The sequence below is a fragment of the Variovorax stachyos genome (genome assembly GCF_051400855.1).
Lineage (GTDB): Bacteria > Pseudomonadota > Gammaproteobacteria > Burkholderiales > Burkholderiaceae_C > Variovorax.
Map to the genome: position 1 here is coordinate 46289 of NZ_JBLFFN010000001.1, position 16617 is coordinate 62905.

Consider the following 16617-nt stretch of genomic DNA (forward strand, 5'->3'; position numbering starts at 1 on the left):
CGTCCGTGCCGGAGCCTAGAGTGCGGGCAAGCAGCGCGCCATCGGGGCGATTCAGGGTTGCACAATGCCTGCACCCGCCACGCCCCCATGCCCAGACCCGAGCCCGATCCCTGCCCTTGTGGCCGCCGCGACCGCCGCGGCGCCGTCCTGCCCTACGCTCAATGCTGCGGCCGCTACGTCGACGACTTCGCGCAAACGCCGGCGCCCGACGCCGAATCCCTGATGCGCTCGCGCTACACCGCCTTCGTGCGGGAACGGGCCGACTACCTGCTGGCGACCTGGCATCCCTCGCACCGTCCGGATCGCCTCGACTTCGAGCCCGGCGTCAAATGGCTGGGCCTGGAGGTGCGTGCCCATGTCGCGACAGATGCCAGCCATGCCGAGGTCGAGTTCGTGGCGCGCCAGCGCGATCGATCGGGCGCGGCCACCCGGCTGGCGGAGCGCAGCCGCTTCGTGCGCGAGAAAGGCGAGGGCGATCTCCTCCGTTGGTACTACATCGACGGGGTGATGCGCTGAATCGTTCCTGCGCTTGAAATACCAAGGCTGTGTGGCGCAGCCTGCATTGCTCGCTACGGATTTGATAGCAAGGCCGCGCATTGTGCGCGATTCGGCGACAGTCCGATTCCTTTTGGCTACTTTATCTGGCGCGCTCCGGCCCCCACACTCCCCTCAGGCTCAGACAGCACACCACCCAGTACCCAGCACGCACCGCACCCCGAGGACCCCATGGCGACCAAGTACAGCACGATCATCCCGACCGCATCCCGCTGGATCGGCGCGGTGCTGGCTGCTCCGATCGCCGCTGCCGCCCTCTGGCTCGCCGCCCCGGCCGCACATGCGGACCAGGCCGCGGTCACCCCCTTCTCCGCCGCAAGCGGTGCCCAGGCGCCCCAGCCCTGGCGCTTCACCAGCCTGCCCAACAAGGCGCCGACCCGCTTCGAAGTGGTCCAGGAGGGCGCGCAGAAGGTGCTCAAGGTCGAGGCCGACCAGTCCTACGGCAACCTCGTGCATGCCACTCGCGTGCCGCTCAATCCCTCCACCACGCTGGCCTGGCGCTGGCGCGTCGACACCTTCGTGGACGACGCCAACCTGCGCACCCGCGCCGGCGACGACGGCGCCGCCAAGCTCTGCGTCTTCTTCGATTTCCCGGCCGATCGCCTGTCCTTCGGCGAGCGCACGCGGCTGGCGCTGGCGCGCCGCACCACCGGCGAAGAGGTGCCCAGCGAGGCGCTGTGCTACGTGTGGGACAAGAAAGAAGCCAAGGGCACCGCGCTGGTCAACGCCTTTACCCAGCGCATGCGCATGGTGGTGCTGGAGTCAGGTGCCGCGGCCAACCCGGCGGCCTACGTGAGCGAGCGCCGCAACCTGCTGGCCGACTACAAGCGCGCCTTCGGCGACGAGGCCGGCGACACCCTGCCCGACGTGGTCGCGGTCGCGGTCTCGGCCGACGCGGACAACACCCGAGGCCACGGCCTGGCCTATTTCTCGGACATCGACCTGCGCGGCATTCCAGCGACCCGCAGTGCCGGGGTCCAACTCCCGCCGGCGCGCGCCGGCACGGCGGAATAGCGATGAACGATCTCATCGCTCTTCTCTCCGCGCAGGGCGCTGCCGTGGTCTTCCTTGCCACGCTGGCGACCCGCCTGGGCGCGCCGGTTCCGGCCGCGCCTTTTCTCGTCGTGGCCGGCGGGCTCGCCGTCGCCGGGCAGCTGTCCTTCATTGCCGTGATGCTTGCCGCCGTGCTGGGCAACATCCTCGGCGACGGCGCCTGGTTCCTGGCCGGGCGCCGCTGGGGCTACCGCGTGATGCGCTTCCTGTGCCGCGTCTCGCTGTCGGCCGACAACTGCGTGCGGCGCAGCGAGTCCATTCTCGGCCGCTGGGGCGGCCTGTCGCTGATCGCGGCCAAGTTCGTGCCGGGCGTGTCGGTGGTGGCGCCGCCGATGGCCGGGGCCCTGGGCATGTCGAACGCGCGCTTCATGGCCTACGAGACGCTCGCGGCGGTGATCTGGTCGTTGGGCTTCCTGGCACTCGGCGGGCTGTTCCATGCCGCGATCCAGGACGTGCTGGCGGTGATGTCCAATGTCGGCCTCACGGCGACACTGGTGGGCACGCTGCTGCTGGCCATCTTCGTTGCCTGGCGTTATCGCGAGCGCCGTATCGCGCGGCAGGCCGAGGACATTGCGCACATCGAGGTCAGCGCGCTGCGCGAGGCCCTCGCCGCGGGCGCGCGCCTCATGGTGGTCGACCTGCGTTCACCCGACTCGCGCAGGATCGACGACCGGGCCGTGCCCGGCGCCGTCGGCATCACGTACCGCGAGCTGACCGACCGCCTCGCCGAACTCCAGGCGGCGCGCGAGGTGGTGGTGTTCTGCGACTGCCCGAACGACGAGACCGCCATCGCCGCGGCGCGGCTCCTGGCGAGGGCCGGCCTGCCGCGCGTGCGCGTGCTCGCCGGCGGCATCGCGGCCTGGGCCGCCGCAGAGGCGCTGGCCTCGGAGCCGGCCCCGCTCGATGTCGACGCGCGGGACGTCGCCGCACATGCCGCTTGATGATTCTGGCGCACGGGGCCTAGAATCGGCCCCGCTCCGGGGTGTACGCGCGATGCGTACTGAGATGGCCAAGCGGCCGAACCCGCGAACTTGAACTGGTTCATACCAGCGTAAGAAGAGCTGCGACTCCCCCGGCCACGGAACCCTCCCTTTCCGCCGCGCCGATCCGGAGCGATTGCGGAGCACCCATCCAACCTGAAGGAGTGCCCCGCATGAATGCCCCGGACAAGTTCGCCTCGCTGCTCACGCTCACGCGCGAGCCCTTCCCCGCCTCGACCAAGAGCGTCATCGCGAGCCCGCGCCGCCCCGATGTGCGCGTACCCGTGCGCGACGTGCTCCTGACCAACGGCGAGACGGTCTCGCTTTACGACACCTCCGGCCCCTACTCCGACCCGTCCGCCGACATCGACGTGCGCCGCGGCCTGCCCAGCGTGCGCGGCGCCTGGATCGCCGAGCGCAACGACACCGAGCCCTACATCGGGCGCATGCGCCAGATGCTCGACGACGGCGCCACCCACGCCGACCGCGATGCCCAGAAGCTCGCCGAGCTGCGTGGCGCCGCCTCGGGGCTGCAGCGCCAGCCCCGGCGCGCGCTGTCCGGCCGCAACGTGAGCCAGATGCACTACGCGCGCCGCGGCATCGTCACGCCCGAGATGGAGTACGTGGCCCTGCGCGAGAACGGCAAGCGCGAATGGATGGCCGAATACCTGGCCGATGCCGCACGCGAGAAGCGCCTAGCCGGCAACCCGATGGGCGCGCAGATCCCGAAGCTCATCACGCCCGAGTTCGTGCGCGATGAAGTGGCGCGCGGCCGGGCCATCATCCCCGCCAACATCAACCATCCCGAGGTGGAGCCGATGGCGATCGGGCGCAACTTCCTGGTCAAGATCAACGCCAACATCGGCAACTCCGCCGTTACCTCCAGCATCGAGGAGGAGGTGGAGAAACTGGTGTGGGCGATCCGCTGGGGTGCCGACAACGTGATGGACCTTTCCACCGGCCGCAACATCCACACGACCCGCGACTGGATCGTGCGCAACAGCCCGGTGCCCATCGGCACCGTGCCGATCTACCAGGCGCTCGAGAAGGTCGGCGGCGTGGCCGAGGACCTCACCTGGGAGATCTACCGCGACACGCTGATCGAGCAGGCCGAGCAGGGCGTGGACTACTTCACCATCCACGCGGGGCTGCGCCTGCCCTTCATCCACCTCACGGCCGATCGCCGCACCGGCATCGTGTCGCGCGGCGGCTCGATCATGGCCAAGTGGTGCATCTCGCACCACCGCGAGAGCTTTCTCTACACGCATTTCGAGGACATCTGCGAGATCATGAAGGCCTACGACGTGAGCTTCTCGCTCGGCGACGGCCTGCGCCCGGGCTGCGCCGCCGATGCCAACGACGAGGCCCAGTTCGCCGAGCTGCGCACGCTGGGCGAGCTCACGCAGATCGCCTGGAAGCACGACGTGCAGACCATGATCGAAGGCCCCGGCCATGTGCCCATGCACCTGATCCAGGCCAACATGGACGAGCAGCTCAAGCATTGCCACGAGGCGCCCTTCTACACGCTGGGCCCGCTGACCATCGACATCGCACCGGGCTACGACCACATCGCCAGCGCCATCGGCGCCGCCATGATCGGCTGGGCCGGAACCGCGATGCTGTGCTACGTGACGCCCAAGGAGCACCTGGGCCTGCCGGACCGCGAGGACGTGAAGCAGGGAATCATCGCGTACAAGATCGCGGCCCATGCGGCCGATGTCGCCAAGGGGCACCCGGGCGCGCGGGCGCGCGACGATGCGCTGTCCAAGGCACGCTTCGAATTCCGCTGGCAGGATCAGTTCAACCTCGGCCTGGACCCCGACACCGCGCGCGAATTCCACGACGAGACCCTGCCCAAGGATTCGAGCAAGGTGGCGCACTTCTGCTCCATGTGCGGCCCCAAGTTCTGCTCGATGAAGATCACGCAGGAGGTGCGCGAGTACGCGGCCCAGCGCGGGCTCGCCGAGGAAGAGGCGGTGGTCGACGGCATGGCGGGCAAGTCGGCCGAGTTCAAGGCGGCGGGCGGAGAGATGTACATCCCGATCCGGTCGAGCTGAAGTGGGCGGCATGGGGGCGATCAGGCCGGCGCCGGGCCGCCCCAAGGCGGCCTGACCTTGCAGGTCGCGCCGCCGCGAGACGCGACGGCTCTTCGTGCCGTCCAAGCCTGCGCAGGCAGGCTTGGAGCCGCGGCACTCAGCCCCCTCGGGGGGCAGCGAGTACACGAAGTGACAGAGCGTGGGGGCGTATTGCTTACGATCGCCCCATGCCTTCCATCCCCTTCGACGCCGTCCTCTTCGATTGCGACGGCGTGCTCGTCGACTCAGAACCCATCACCAACCGCGTGCTCGCCGAGATGCTAGGCGAGCTCGGCTGGGCGCTCACGGTGGAGGATTCGATGCGCATCTTCACCGGCAAGGCCGTCAAGGACGAGACCGCCTTGATCGAGGCCATGACCGGCTTCACCGTCACCTCCGAGTGGCTGGCCGAGTTCCGGGCGCGGCGCAACGAGGCACTCGACCGCGAACTGGTCGAGATCGCCGGCGCGCCCGCCGCCGTGCGCAGCCTGCACGCGAGCACCGCCGGCCGCATCGCCTGCGCCTCGGGCGCGGACCGGCACAAGGTGCGGCTGCAGCTGGAGAAGATCGGCCTGTTGGATGCCTTCGAGGGCCGCATATTCAGCGGCCACGAGACGCCGCGCTCCAAGCCGGCGCCCGACGTCTACCTGGCGGCGGCCGCGGCCCTGTGCGTGGACCCGGCGCGCTGCGCGGTGGTGGAGGACACGGTGACCGGTGCCACCGCCGGCGTGGCGGCCGGCGCCACCGTCTTCGGCTACAGCCCCTTCGACCTGGGCCACAGCGGCCCCGAGGCACTGCGCGCCGCCGGCGTGGCCCATGTGTTCAGCGATATGGCCGAGCTGCCGGCTTTGCTGGCGGGCTGGCGTCGCGCTTCGGTCTGAGGCGCAGGGCCGGAGCGGAGGGAGTAAGAAGGGTCAGCTGCGACGCTGGGTCGCGGCCTTGGCCATCGCGGCCAGCGCCTGGATCATGGCCCGGGCGCGGGCCGACCAGAAACCGGCGATGAGCTGGTCGGCGTTCTTCTCGACCTTGGGATGGATGCGCGACCGACCGGAGGTAGCGGCGAACTCGATCAGCGCCGCGTATTCGGAAGTGTCGGTGTCGGGAATGTGCATGCCTCGATCCTATGGCGAGAAAGCGGGGCCGGAATCCGCGTGGCGGGCGGCGTCCGGTGCAGCGGCGAACTTTGTCACGGATTGTCGCCGCCCTGCAAGCTTCCTGGTGCGGTAGCTGCGCCCGCGCGCCGGAACGCGCCGGGGGTGACGCCGGCCCAGGCGCGGAAGGCGCGCGAGAAGCTTTTTTCATTGCGAAAACCGACAGACAGCGCGATGTTCTTGATCGGGCGCTCGGTGCGCCGCAACTGCTCGGCCGCCTGCTCGTGGCGCACTGCGTCCTTGAGCTGCTGCAGCGAGACGCCTTCCTCCAGCAACTGGCGGTGCAGGGTGCGGGCCGAGAGGTTCAGGATCGCCGCCAGCGCCTCGGCCGTGGCCGCCTGCCGCCCGTGGGTGCGCAGCAGCTCGCGCACCCGCTGGCCCAGCAGCCGGTCGCGGCGGTACTGCAGCACCGTCAGCGGCAAGGCGCGCCGCAGCATGTTCCGCAGCGCCTGCTCGTCGCGGCGCAGCGGCAGCGCAAGGTAGCGCTCGTCGAAGCTGTAGCTGGCGGCTTCGGCCCCGAACTGCAGCTCGCCGCCGAACATCAGCGGATAGGCATCGCTGTGCGGCGGCGGCTCGAAGGGAAAACGGGCCGCGCGCAGCGACACCCGCGAATCGATGACCCAGGAGGCGTAGCCGTGCAGGAAGCGCAGGTTGGAAACCAGGCAGAACTCGCGCAGCTCGCCCAGGTCGACGTTCTCCCGGATCGACACGGCGGCGACGCCGCCCGCCACCTGGAGCTCGAAACCGATGTCCGAGGTCAGCAGCCGGTGATGGCGGCACCAGCGCTTGATGGCCACGCCGAGGTCGGGCGAGCTCAGGGAGGCGCGGCACAGCATGCCGTAGGTGCCCCAGGGCAGGCGGCGGCTGAACCAGCCCAGGGCCTCGTCGTCCAGCTCCTGCATCGCGTGGCCCGACAGCGCCTCGAACTGCGCCGCGGTTACGCGGCCTTCCTGCAATTGCAGCTCGTGCGGCGCAATCCGTGCCTGTGCCAGCGCTTCGGAGGGATCCTTGCCATAGCGCTCGTAACCCTGCACGATCGCTCGGACGAAGGCCATGGGGGTTGCCGCGCGGCGGGCTGGCTTGAAGGGGGAAGCAGTCACAAGAGACGAGATTTCGATGGCGCGATATGCAACCATTGTGACGCCAAATGCAACGGCAGCCGGCGTAAGCTGCAACTGCCCGCGCGGGGTTTCAACGGCCCGCGAAACGAATCCGCATCCAAGGAGACACCCCATGCATGATCCCGGCCTCAATTTCGATCTCGGCGACACCATCGATTCGCTGCGCGGCGCAGTGGTCGACTTCGCCGCCCACGAGATCGCCCCGCGCGCCGGCGAGATCGACCGCGACAACCTCTTTCCCCACGACCTCTGGAAAAAGCTCGGCGAGCTCGGCCTGCACGGCATGACGGTGAAGGAGGAATACGGCGGCACCGAGCTGGGCTACCTGGCCCACATCGTGGCCATGGAGGAGGTGTCGCGCGCCTCGGCCTCGGTGGGCCTGTCGTACGGCGCGCATTCCAACCTCTGCGTCAACCAGATCCACCGCAACGGCAGCGAGGCACAGAAGAAGAAATACCTCCCCAAGCTGGTCAGCGGCGAGCACGTGGGCGCACTGGCGATGAGCGAGCCCAATGCCGGCTCCGACGTGGTCAGCATGAAGCTGCGCGCCGAGAAGAAGGGCGACCGCTATGTGCTCAACGGCGGCAAGATGTGGATCACCAACGGCGGTGACGCCGACACGCTGGTCATCTACGCCAAGACCGAGCCCGAGATGGGCGCGCGCGGCATGACGGCCTTCATCGTCGAGAAGGGCTTCAAGGGCTTCTCGGCCGGCACCAAGCTCGACAAGCTGGGCATGCGCGGCTCCAACACGTACCCGCTGTTCTTCGACAACTGCGAGGTGCCCGAGGAAAACGTGCTGGGCGGCGAGGGGCAGGGCGCCAAGGTGCTGATGAGCGGCCTCGACTACGAGCGCGCGGTGCTCTCCGGCGGCCCGCTGGGCATCATGGCGGCCTGCATGGATGCGGTGCTCCCCTTCGTCCACGAGCGCAAGCAGTTCGGCCAGAGCATCGGCGAGTTCCAGCTGATGCAGGGCAAGCTGGCCGACATGTATTCCACCTGGCAAGCCACCCGCGCCTACGTCTATGCGGTGGGCAAGGCCTGCGACCGCAAGGACCATGCGCGCACCTTCCGCAAGGACGCGGCCGGCGCCATCCTCTACTCTGCCGAGAAGGCGACCTGGATGGCCGGCGAGGCCATCCAGGCGCTGGGTGGCGTGGGCTACACCAAGGACTTCCCGGTCGAGCGGCTGTGGCGCGATGCCAAGCTGTACGAGATCGGCGCCGGAACGAGCGAGATCAGGCGCATGCTGATCGGACGCGAGCTGTTCGCCGAGACGGCCTAGCATTGGACTTCATTCCCTCCCACGGACACGAGGGCAAGACAGGAGACGATATGGCTTTGACTGAGAGCCTCGACCGCGGCCCCACCGATGTCCCGCTGATCGAGCAGACCATCGGCGACTTCTTCGACGACATGGCCCGGCGCCAGGGCGATCGCGATGCGCTGGTCAGCGCGCACGAGCAGCGGCGCCTGAGCTACCTGGAACTGCAGCGCGAAGCCGATCGCCTGGCCAGCGCGCTGCTGCAGCTGGGCCTTTCGCCCGGCGACCGCGTGGGCATCTGGTCGCACAACAACGTGGCCTGGGTGCTGATGCAGCTCGCCACCGCCAAGGTCGGGCTCATCCTGGTCAACATCAACCCGGCCTACCGCACGTCCGAGCTGGAGTACGCGCTCAACAAGGTGGGCTGCAAGGCGCTGGTCACGATGCAGCGCTTCAAGACCAGCGACTACGTCGGCATGCTGCGCGAACTGGCACCCGAGCTCGCGAGTGCGCAGCCGGGCGCGCTGCAGGCGGCGCGCCTGCCGCATCTGCGCACGGTGGCCTGGATCGACAAGCCCGGCGAGGGCGAGGAACTGCCGGGCCTGATGCGCTTCTCGGCCCTGCTCGAGATGGGCAGGCCCGGCGACCCGCGCGTCCCGGGGATCGCGAAGACCCTGAAGGCCACCGACCCGATCAACATCCAGTTCACCAGCGGCACCACCGGCTTTCCCAAGGGCGCGACGCTGACCCATCGCAACATCCTCAACAACGGCTTCTTCATCGGCGAATGCATGAAGCTCACGCCCGAAGATCGCCTCTGCATCCCCGTGCCGCTCTACCACTGCTTCGGCATGGTGCTGGGCAACCTGGCCTGCCTCACCCACGGCGCGACCATCGTCTACCCCAACGACGGCTTCGATCCGCTGACCGTGATGCAGACGGTGCAGGCCGAGCGCTGCACCGGGCTGCACGGCGTGCCCACCATGTTCATCGCCGAGCTGGACCATCCGCGTTTCAAGGAGTTCGATTTCTCGACGCTGCGCACCGGCATCATGGCCGGCTCGCCCTGTCCCACCGAGGTGATGAAGCGGGTGGTCGACCAGATGCACCTCTCCGAGATCACCATCGCCTACGGCATGACCGAAACCAGCCCGGTGAGCTGCCAGAGCTCCACCGACACGCCACTGGACAAGCGCGTTTCCACCGTCGGCAAGGTGCAGCCGCACCTGGAGATCAAGATCGTCGACCCCGAGACCGGCGCGATCGTCCCGCCCGGCGTCTCCGGCGAGTTCTGCACCCGCGGCTACTCGGTGATGCACGGCTACTGGGACGACGAGGAAAAGACCCGCGAGGCCATCGACGTCGAGGGCTGGATGCACACCGGCGACCTCGCCACCATGGACGCCGAGGGCTACGTCAACATCGTCGGCCGCATCAAGGACCTGGTGATCCGCGGCGGCGAGAACATCTACCCGCGCGAGATCGAGGAGTTCCTCTACCGCCATCCGAAGATCCAGGACGTGCAGGTGGTCGGCCTGCCCGACAGGAAGTACGGCGAGGAGCTGTGCGCATGGATCATCCCCAAGCCCGGCCAGACCCTCTCCGCCGACGAGGTGCGCGAGTTCTGCAAGGGCCAGATCGCGCACTACAAGGTCCCGAAGTACATCGAGTTCGTCAAGGAGTTCCCGATGACCGTGACCGGCAAGATCCAGAAGTTCAAGATCCGCGAGGCGATGAAGGCGCAGCTGGGACTTGGAGAGGAGAAGACCGCATGAATACGGACCCGCATTCCAACCCCGCTGAACCATGAGCCAACTAGAAACCAAACTCAACGCCCGCTCCGCCGAGTTCCAGGCCAACGCTGCGGCCATGCGCGCCCTGGTCGAAGACCTGCACGCGCAATTCGCCAAGGTCGAGGCCGGGGGCGGCGAAGCCGCGCGCAGCAAGCACACCGCGCGCGGCAAGTTGCTGCCGCGGGAGCGCGTGGCGCAATTGCTGGACCCGGGTACGCCCTTCCTCGAGATCGCGCCGCTGGCCGCCCACGCGATGTACCACGGCGCGGCGCCCGGCGCCGGACTGATCGCCGGCATCGGCCGCGTGAGCGGCGTGGACTGCATGATCGTGTGCAACGACGCCACGGTGAAGGGCGGCACCTACTACCCGATCACCGTCAAGAAGCACCTGCGCGCGCAGGAGATCGCCGAGCAGAACCGCCTGCCCTGCATCTACCTGGTGGACTCGGGCGGCGCCAACCTGCCGAACCAGGACGAGGTGTTCCCCGACCGCGACCATTTCGGCCGCATCTTCTACAACCAGGCCAACATGAGCGCCCAGGGCATTGCGCAGATCGCCGTGGTGATGGGCTCGTGCACGGCCGGGGGGGCCTATGTGCCGGCGATGAGCGACGAATCGATCATCGTCAAGGAGCAGGGCACCATCTTCCTGGGCGGCCCGCCCCTGGTGAAGGCGGCCACCGGCGAGGTGGTGACGGCCGAGGATCTGGGCGGCGGCGACGTGCACACGCGCTTGTCGGGCGTGGCCGATCATCTCGCGCAGAACGACCTGCATGCGCTGGCGCTGGCACGCACGGCAATACAAAAACTAAACCGGGCGCAAGCGCCCGGTCCTTCTGTGGTCTGCGCCCCCCTCTATGCGACGGAGGAACTCTACGGCGTGATCCCCACCGACACCCGCAAGCCCTTCGACGTGCGCGAGATCATCGCCCGCATCGTGGACGGCAGCGAGTTCCACGAGTTCAAGGCGCGCTTCGGTGCAACGCTGGTCTGCGGATTCGCCGAGATCGAGGGCATGCCGGTGGGCATCGTGGCCAACAACGGCATCCTGTTCTCCGAGTCGGCCCAGAAGGGCGCGCACTTCATCGAGCTGTGCTGCCAGCGCAAGATCCCGCTGGTGTTCCTGCAGAACATCACAGGCTTCATGGTCGGGCGCAAATACGAGAACGAAGGCATCGCGCGCCACGGCGCCAAGATGGTGACAGCGGTTGCCACCGCCAACGTGCCCAAGTTCACGATCATCATCGGCGGCAGCTTCGGCGCGGGCAACTACGGCATGTGCGGGCGCGCCTATTCGCCGCGCTTCCTCTGGATGTGGCCCAACGCGCGCATCAGCGTGATGGGCGGCGAGCAGGCCGCGAGCGTGCTGGCCACCGTCAAGCGCGACGGCATCGAAGCCAAGGGTGGGCAGTGGAGCGCGGAGGAAGAAGAAGCCTTCAAGGCACCGATCCGCGATCAGTACGAGCAGCAGGGCCATCCCTACTACGCCACCGCGCGCCTGTGGGACGACGGCATCATCGACCCGGCCGATACGCGCCGCGTGCTCGCGCTCGGCCTGGCCGCGGCGCGCCATGCGCCCGTGCCCGAACCGCGCTTCGGCATCTTCCGCATGTGACGCCAGGGAGAAGAGCATGTCGCTGCCGAACTACTTCGCGAGCCTGGCGCGCTATCACGTGTGGGCCACGCAAAAGCTGCTCGCGTCCAACCTGACGACGCTGCCCGAGGTCGACTGGCGCCGCGACTGTGGCTTGTTCTTCCGTTCGGTACATGGCACGGTCAACCACCTGCTGGTGACCGACAACATCTGGTACTCCCGCTTCGCCGAAGGCCGCTCGCCGCGCGTGCCGCTGGACACCGAGCTGTACTCCGACCGCGCCGCGCTGTGCGAGGCGCTGGCGCAGGCCGTCACGCGCTGGAGCCCCTGGCTCGCCACGCTCGCGCCCGAGCGCTACGACGGCGAGATGGCCTACACCCGCAACAACGGCGAGCAGGTGCGCATTCCCTTCGCGCCGGCGCTAGGCCATGTGTTCAACCATGCGACCCATCATCGCGGCCAGCTCACGGCGGCGCTCACAAGCATGGTCCAACCCGGGCCCGAGCTCGACTGGGTCTACTTGCTGCAGCAGGAGGCAAAGCAATGAAATTCACCACGCTGGAGCTGGCCTTCGAAGGCCCCGTCGCACGCATCTGGCTCAACCGGCCCGAGCTGCGCAATGCCTTCGACGAGGTCGTCATCCGCGAGCTCGACGAAGCCTTCTCGCAGGCGGGCGCGGCGAACGAGGTGCGTGTCATCGTGCTGGGTGCCAACGGCCCGGCCTTCTGCGCGGGTGCCAACCTCAACTGGATGCGCCGCGCGGCCGAGTTCACGCACGAACAGAACGTTGCCGATGCGGGCGGCCTGGCCGCGATGCTGCGCACCATCGACGAAAGCCCCAAGCCGGTGATCGCGCGCGTGCAGGGCGACGTCTATGCCGGTGGCATGGGGCTCGTGGCGGCCTGCGACGTCGCGGTGAGCGTGGACACCGCCTGGTATTGCCTGAGCGAAGTGAAGATCGGCCTGATCCCGGCCACCATCAGCCCTTATGTGCTGCGCGCGATTGGAACGCGCGCCGCGCAGCGCTACTTTCTCACGGCCGAGCGCTTCAGCGCGGCCGAGGCGCACCGCATCGGCTTCGTGCACGAGGTCGTGACCGCCGATGCGCTCGATGCCAAGGTGGCCGAGATCGTCAAGGCCTTCACGGCCGCCAGCCCGGCGGCGGTGCGCGCCTGCAAGCAGCTGATCGCCGACGTGGCGGGCCGCGAGATCGACGACGCGCTGATCGCGAAGACCGTGCAGGGCATCGCCGACATTCGCACCAGCGAGGAGGGCCGCGAGGGCGTGCAGGCCTTCCTTCAGAAGCGCAAGCCCTCCTGGATTCCCGGCTGAGACGCCCCCGCCATGGACTCCCTCGACCTGCCCCAACTGCTCGCCCTGTCCGCCGCCATCGGCTGGGCCAGCGGCCTGCGCCTGTACCTGGTCGTGCTCCTGACCGGCCTGGCCGGCTACCTGGGCTGGGTGCCCCTGCCGGGCGGGCTTCAGCTGCTTGCGCATCCGGTGGTGATCGCGGCCAGCGGCTTCATGGTCTTCATCGAGTTCTTCGCCGACAAGATTCCCGGCCTCGACTCGCTGTGGGACATGTTGCACACGGTGATCCGCATTCCCGCGGGCGCCGCGCTGGCCGCCAGCGTCTTCGGCGCCGACCATGCCGTGATGGCGATCGTCGCCGCGCTGCTGGGCGGCAGCTTCGCCGCCACCGCGCATGCGGCCAAGGCCACCACGCGCGCCGCCATCAACACCTCGCCCGAGCCCTTCAGCAATGTGGGCGCCTCGCTGGTCGAGGACAGCATAGTGCCCGCGGGGCTGTGGCTGGCGGTGGCGCATCCGTTCGTGTTCCTGCTGCTGTTCGTCGTGCTGCTGGCACTGTCCGTCTGGCTGATCCGCAAGAGCTGGCGCTTCCTGCGCGCGCTCTTCGGCCGCCTGACCCGCATCTTCAGCGGCCGCCCGGATCCGGGCGTGACGTCCGCCTTCCGCCTGAACAAGCGCGAGGACGGCCAGGTTTGAGTCTTTTGTACAGGTCCCCGTGCTGAACCCTGCTTCTCCTCCTCCCGCTACAGCCGCCGCGTCGCGAAATGCCGATTGGCAGCAGCGCAGCCGGCGCCACGTGTGGCACCCCTGCACCCAGAGCATCCGCCTCGAGGCCGTGCCGCCGCTGCCGATCGCGCGTGGCGAGGGCGTCTGGCTGGTCGACCACGACGGCCGCCGCTACCTGGACGCCACCAGCTCCTGGTGGGTCAACCTGTTCGGCCATGCGCACCCGGCCATCAATGACGCGCTCAAGCAGCAGCTCGACACGCTGCCGCACGTCATGCTCGCCGGCTGCACCCACGCACCCGCGGTCGAGCTGGCCGAGCGCCTGTCTGCGCTGACCGGCGGCGCGCTGGGCCATTGCTTCTACGCCTCCGACGGTGCCTCCGCGGTGGAGATCGCGCTGAAGATGAGCTTCCATGCCTGGCGCAATGCGGGCCGCATCGGCAAGCGGCGCTTCGTGGCGCTGCGCCAGGGCTACCACGGCGAGACGCTCGGTGCGCTGCATGTGACCGACGTCTCCGTGTTCCGCGATGCCTACGCGCCGCTGCTGGGCGATGCACACCTGGTGCCGTCGCCCGACGCGCGCGGCGCACGGCCGGGCGAGGACGCCATCGACGTCGCGCGGCGCGCCGCCGACGAACTGCAAGCACTGCTGGCCGAGCAGCACGACAGCATCGCAGCCGTCATCGTCGAGCCCCTGGTGCAATGCGCGGCCGGCATGGCGATGCACGACCCCGAGTACCTGCGCCGGGTGCGCGCCTTGTGCGACCGCTATGGCGTACACCTGATCGCCGACGAGATCGCCGTGGGCTGCGGGCGCACCGGCAGCTTCTTCGCCTGCGAGCAGGCCGGCATCTGGCCCGACTTCCTGTGCCTGTCCAAGGGCATCAGCGGCGGCTACCTGCCGTTGGCGCTGGTGATGACCCGCGAGGCCATCTACCAGGGCTTCGTGGACGACGACGTGGCGCGCAGCTTCCTGCATTCGCATTCCTACACCGGCAATGCGCTGGCCTGCCGCGCGGCGCTGGCCACGCTCGACCTGTTCGCGCACGAAGACGTGCTGAACCGCAATCGCGGGCGGGCCGCGCGCATCCTGCAGCGTCTGCACGAGGGTTTGGGCGCGCGGCCCATCGACCATCTGCGCCAGCGCGGCATGATCACCGCCTTCGACGTGCGCGAGCCTGGCGATCGCTTTGCCGAGCGCTTCCATCTCGCGGCCCGAGACCAGGGACTGCTGATGCGCCCCATCGGCCGCACCGTCTACCTGATGCCGCCCTACGCAATCGGCGACCACGAGATCGATCGCCTGGTCGAGGGCACCGTCGTCACGCTGGACGCGGTCGCCGCCCCGCAGGCTGCCAAGGAGGCCCGCGATGTCGCGCTTGCTTGACCGCCTCCAGCACGAGATCGCTGCGCTGGACGCGCAGACCCTGCGCCGCCGGCGGCTGATCGCCGAGACCCCCTGCGCGCCCGAGCAGCGGCTCACGCTGCCCGGCGCCGCGGCGCCGCGAACCCTGCTGGCTTTCGGCAGCAACGACTACCTCGGCCTGGCCGCGCACCCGGCGCTGGCCGCCGCGCTGGCCGAGGGCGCCGCGCGCTACGGCGCCGGCAGCGGCGGCTCGCACCTGATCCTCGGCCACTCGCGCGCGCATGCGCAGCTCGAGGAGCGGCTGGCCGGCTGGATGGCGCCGCACATTCCCGAGGCGCAGAGCCTGTTCTTCTGCACCGGCTACATGGCCAACCTCGCGGTGCTGTCGGCGCTCGGTGGGGCTGATGCCGTGATATTTTCGGAGACGCTCAACCACGCCTCGTTGATCGACGGCGCACGCCTGGCCAAGGCGCGGGTCGAGCGCTATCCGCACTGCGACCTCCAGGCGCTCGATGCCCAACTCGCGGCCTGCGATGCGCCGGTCAAGCTGATCGTGAGCGACGCCGTGTTCAGCATGGACGGCAACATCGCGCCCGTGGCCGGACTGCTGGCGCTGGCCGAGCGCCACGATGCCTGGCTGGTGCTGGACGATGCCCACGGCTTCGGCGTGCTCGGCGCGCGCGGCCACGGCGTGCTGGAAGAGACGGGCCTGCGCTCCGAGCGCCTCATCCTCGTTGGCACGCTCGGCAAGGCCGCCGGCGTGTCGGGCGCCTTCGTTGCGGCGCACCGCACCGTGATCGACTACCTGGTGCAACGCGCGCGGCCCTACATCTTCACTACCGCCGCGCCGCCGGCCATCGCGCATGCGCTGCTTGCCAGCCTGGACCTGATCGAAGGCGAGGAGGGGACCCGGCGGCGCGTGCAGCTCCACGCACGCATCGCGCAACTGCGCGCCGGCCTGCAGCGCGTGCTGCCCGCCGGGGGCGGCGCCTGGCTCGCCGAATCGCCGACCGCGATCCAGCCGTTGATCGTGGGCGACAACGCGCGTGCGATGCAGCTGTCGGCGCAGCTCGACGCTTTTGGCCTGCGCGTCGGCGCGATCCGCCCGCCCACGGTGCCTGCGGGCACGGCGCGCCTGCGCATCGCGTTGTCGGCGAGCCATGGCGAAGACGATGTTGCGCGGCTGGTCGAGGCGTTGGGGCAGCTGCTGGCTCAGCCGTGGAAGGAGGCTGCATGAGACATTCGATTCGGGCCTTGCTGGAGGACATGCGCGCGGTCTTGCTCCCTCCCCCTCCGGGGGAGGGTTGGGGTGGGGGCACCGGGCGCGTGTTGTTGCGTTGCGCTTGGTTTGAGTCCGGAGCCGGGAATTCGCCCCGGCGGGCGAGTTACTTTCTTTGTCTCGCCAAAGAAAGTAACCAAAGAAAGGCGACCCCACTGCGCGCGACCCTCCGCTTCGCTACGGGCAACCTGCGGTGCTCGCTTCAGGCGGGGTCCGCGCAAACTCGCTTCGCTCAGACACGCGCGGCCCTTAATCCGCCTGAAGCTGCGCTCCTCGGCGCGCGCAGAGGGGATTGGGGGACGGTCGGGCCATTGCTTCGCTCGGCCACCAACGGCCTCGCTGCGCGAGG

Annotated in this window: 15 protein-coding genes and 1 riboswitch; of the genes, 13 read left to right on the forward strand and 2 right to left on the reverse strand. The window is 69.0% G+C overall.

All coding sequences use genetic code 11. The features are described from left to right. Positions 1-87: 87 nt before the first annotated feature. The 5 genes from ACMGEZ_RS00235 (at position 88) to ACMGEZ_RS00255 (ending at position 5544) form a co-directional block, all read left to right on the forward strand. Positions 88-516: a YchJ family protein gene (locus ACMGEZ_RS00235; protein ID WP_436820245.1), complete on the forward strand. Its 429-nt coding sequence runs from the start codon at positions 88-90 to the stop codon at positions 514-516. Between the two features lie 210 nt (positions 517-726). After that, on the forward strand, positions 727-1569 hold the full coding sequence (locus ACMGEZ_RS00240) for a DUF3047 domain-containing protein (protein WP_436820246.1): 843 nt from the start codon (positions 727-729) through the stop codon (positions 1567-1569). Positions 1570-1571: 2 nt separating this feature from the next. Continuing rightward, positions 1572-2549: a rhodanese-like domain-containing protein gene (locus ACMGEZ_RS00245; RefSeq protein WP_436820247.1), complete on the forward strand. Its 978-nt coding sequence runs from the start codon at positions 1572-1574 to the stop codon at positions 2547-2549. 27 nt (positions 2550-2576) lie between these two features. Then, positions 2577-2683, forward strand: a riboswitch (TPP riboswitch). A gap of 78 nt (positions 2684-2761) precedes the next feature. Then, positions 2762-4645 (forward strand): phosphomethylpyrimidine synthase ThiC, encoded by a 1884-nt coding sequence (gene thiC / locus ACMGEZ_RS00250; RefSeq protein ID WP_436820248.1) that lies wholly within the window; start codon positions 2762-2764, stop codon positions 4643-4645. 206 nt (positions 4646-4851) lie between these two features. Continuing rightward, positions 4852-5544 carry an HAD family hydrolase gene (locus ACMGEZ_RS00255; RefSeq protein ID WP_436820249.1) on the forward strand — a complete coding sequence of 231 codons (693 nt, stop codon included), beginning with the start codon at positions 4852-4854 and terminating at the stop codon, positions 5542-5544. Positions 5545-5577: 33 nt separating this feature from the next. Here the strand turns inward: ACMGEZ_RS00255 and ACMGEZ_RS00260 are convergent, their stop codons facing one another. Both ACMGEZ_RS00260 and ACMGEZ_RS00265 read right to left on the reverse strand, forming a co-directional pair. After that, positions 5578-5775, reverse strand: coding sequence for a hypothetical protein (locus tag ACMGEZ_RS00260; protein ID WP_436820250.1), 198 nt, complete (start codon positions 5773-5775; stop codon positions 5578-5580). Positions 5776-5849: 74 nt separating this feature from the next. Next, the gene (locus tag ACMGEZ_RS00265; RefSeq protein ID WP_436820251.1) at positions 5850-6869 is read right to left on the reverse strand and encodes an AraC family transcriptional regulator; all 1020 of its coding nucleotides are present in this window, start codon (positions 6867-6869) and stop codon (positions 5850-5852) included. Positions 6870-7047: 178 nt separating this feature from the next. On the opposite strand from ACMGEZ_RS00265, the gene ACMGEZ_RS00270 reads away from it, so the two are divergent. The 8 genes from ACMGEZ_RS00270 to bioF are packed head-to-tail and all read left to right on the forward strand — an operon-like array spanning position 7048 to position 16226. Continuing rightward, positions 7048-8220, forward strand: a complete 1173-nt coding sequence (locus ACMGEZ_RS00270) for an isovaleryl-CoA dehydrogenase (protein WP_436820252.1) — start codon at positions 7048-7050, stop codon at positions 8218-8220. A 50-nt stretch (positions 8221-8270) separates the two neighbouring features. Continuing rightward, entirely contained in the window at positions 8271-9974 is a 1704-nt protein-coding gene (locus ACMGEZ_RS00275) for an AMP-binding protein (RefSeq protein ID WP_436820253.1), read from the forward strand. Positions 9975-10005: 31 nt separating this feature from the next. Then, positions 10006-11607: a carboxyl transferase domain-containing protein gene (locus tag ACMGEZ_RS00280; protein ID WP_436820254.1), complete on the forward strand. Its 1602-nt coding sequence runs from the start codon at positions 10006-10008 to the stop codon at positions 11605-11607. A 16-nt stretch (positions 11608-11623) separates the two neighbouring features. Beyond that, entirely contained in the window at positions 11624-12133 is a 510-nt protein-coding gene (locus tag ACMGEZ_RS00285; protein WP_436820255.1) for a DinB family protein, read from the forward strand. Next, a complete protein-coding gene (locus ACMGEZ_RS00290) occupies positions 12130-12918 on the forward strand; it encodes an enoyl-CoA hydratase/isomerase family protein (protein ID WP_436820256.1) in 789 nt (262 codons plus the stop codon). The genes ACMGEZ_RS00285 and ACMGEZ_RS00290 overlap by 4 nt, the downstream gene beginning before the upstream one ends. 12 nt (positions 12919-12930) lie before the next feature. Continuing rightward, positions 12931-13593, forward strand: a complete 663-nt coding sequence (locus ACMGEZ_RS00295; RefSeq protein WP_436820257.1) for a DUF4126 domain-containing protein — start codon at positions 12931-12933, stop codon at positions 13591-13593. 19 nt (positions 13594-13612) lie between these two features. Then, entirely contained in the window at positions 13613-15010 is a 1398-nt protein-coding gene (bioA, locus tag ACMGEZ_RS00300; protein WP_436820258.1) for an adenosylmethionine--8-amino-7-oxononanoate transaminase, read from the forward strand. Continuing rightward, positions 14994-16226: an 8-amino-7-oxononanoate synthase gene (gene bioF / locus ACMGEZ_RS00305; protein ID WP_436820259.1), complete on the forward strand. Its 1233-nt coding sequence runs from the start codon at positions 14994-14996 to the stop codon at positions 16224-16226. Before bioA ends, bioF begins: the two co-directional genes overlap by 17 nt. Positions 16227-16617 lie beyond the last annotated feature (391 nt).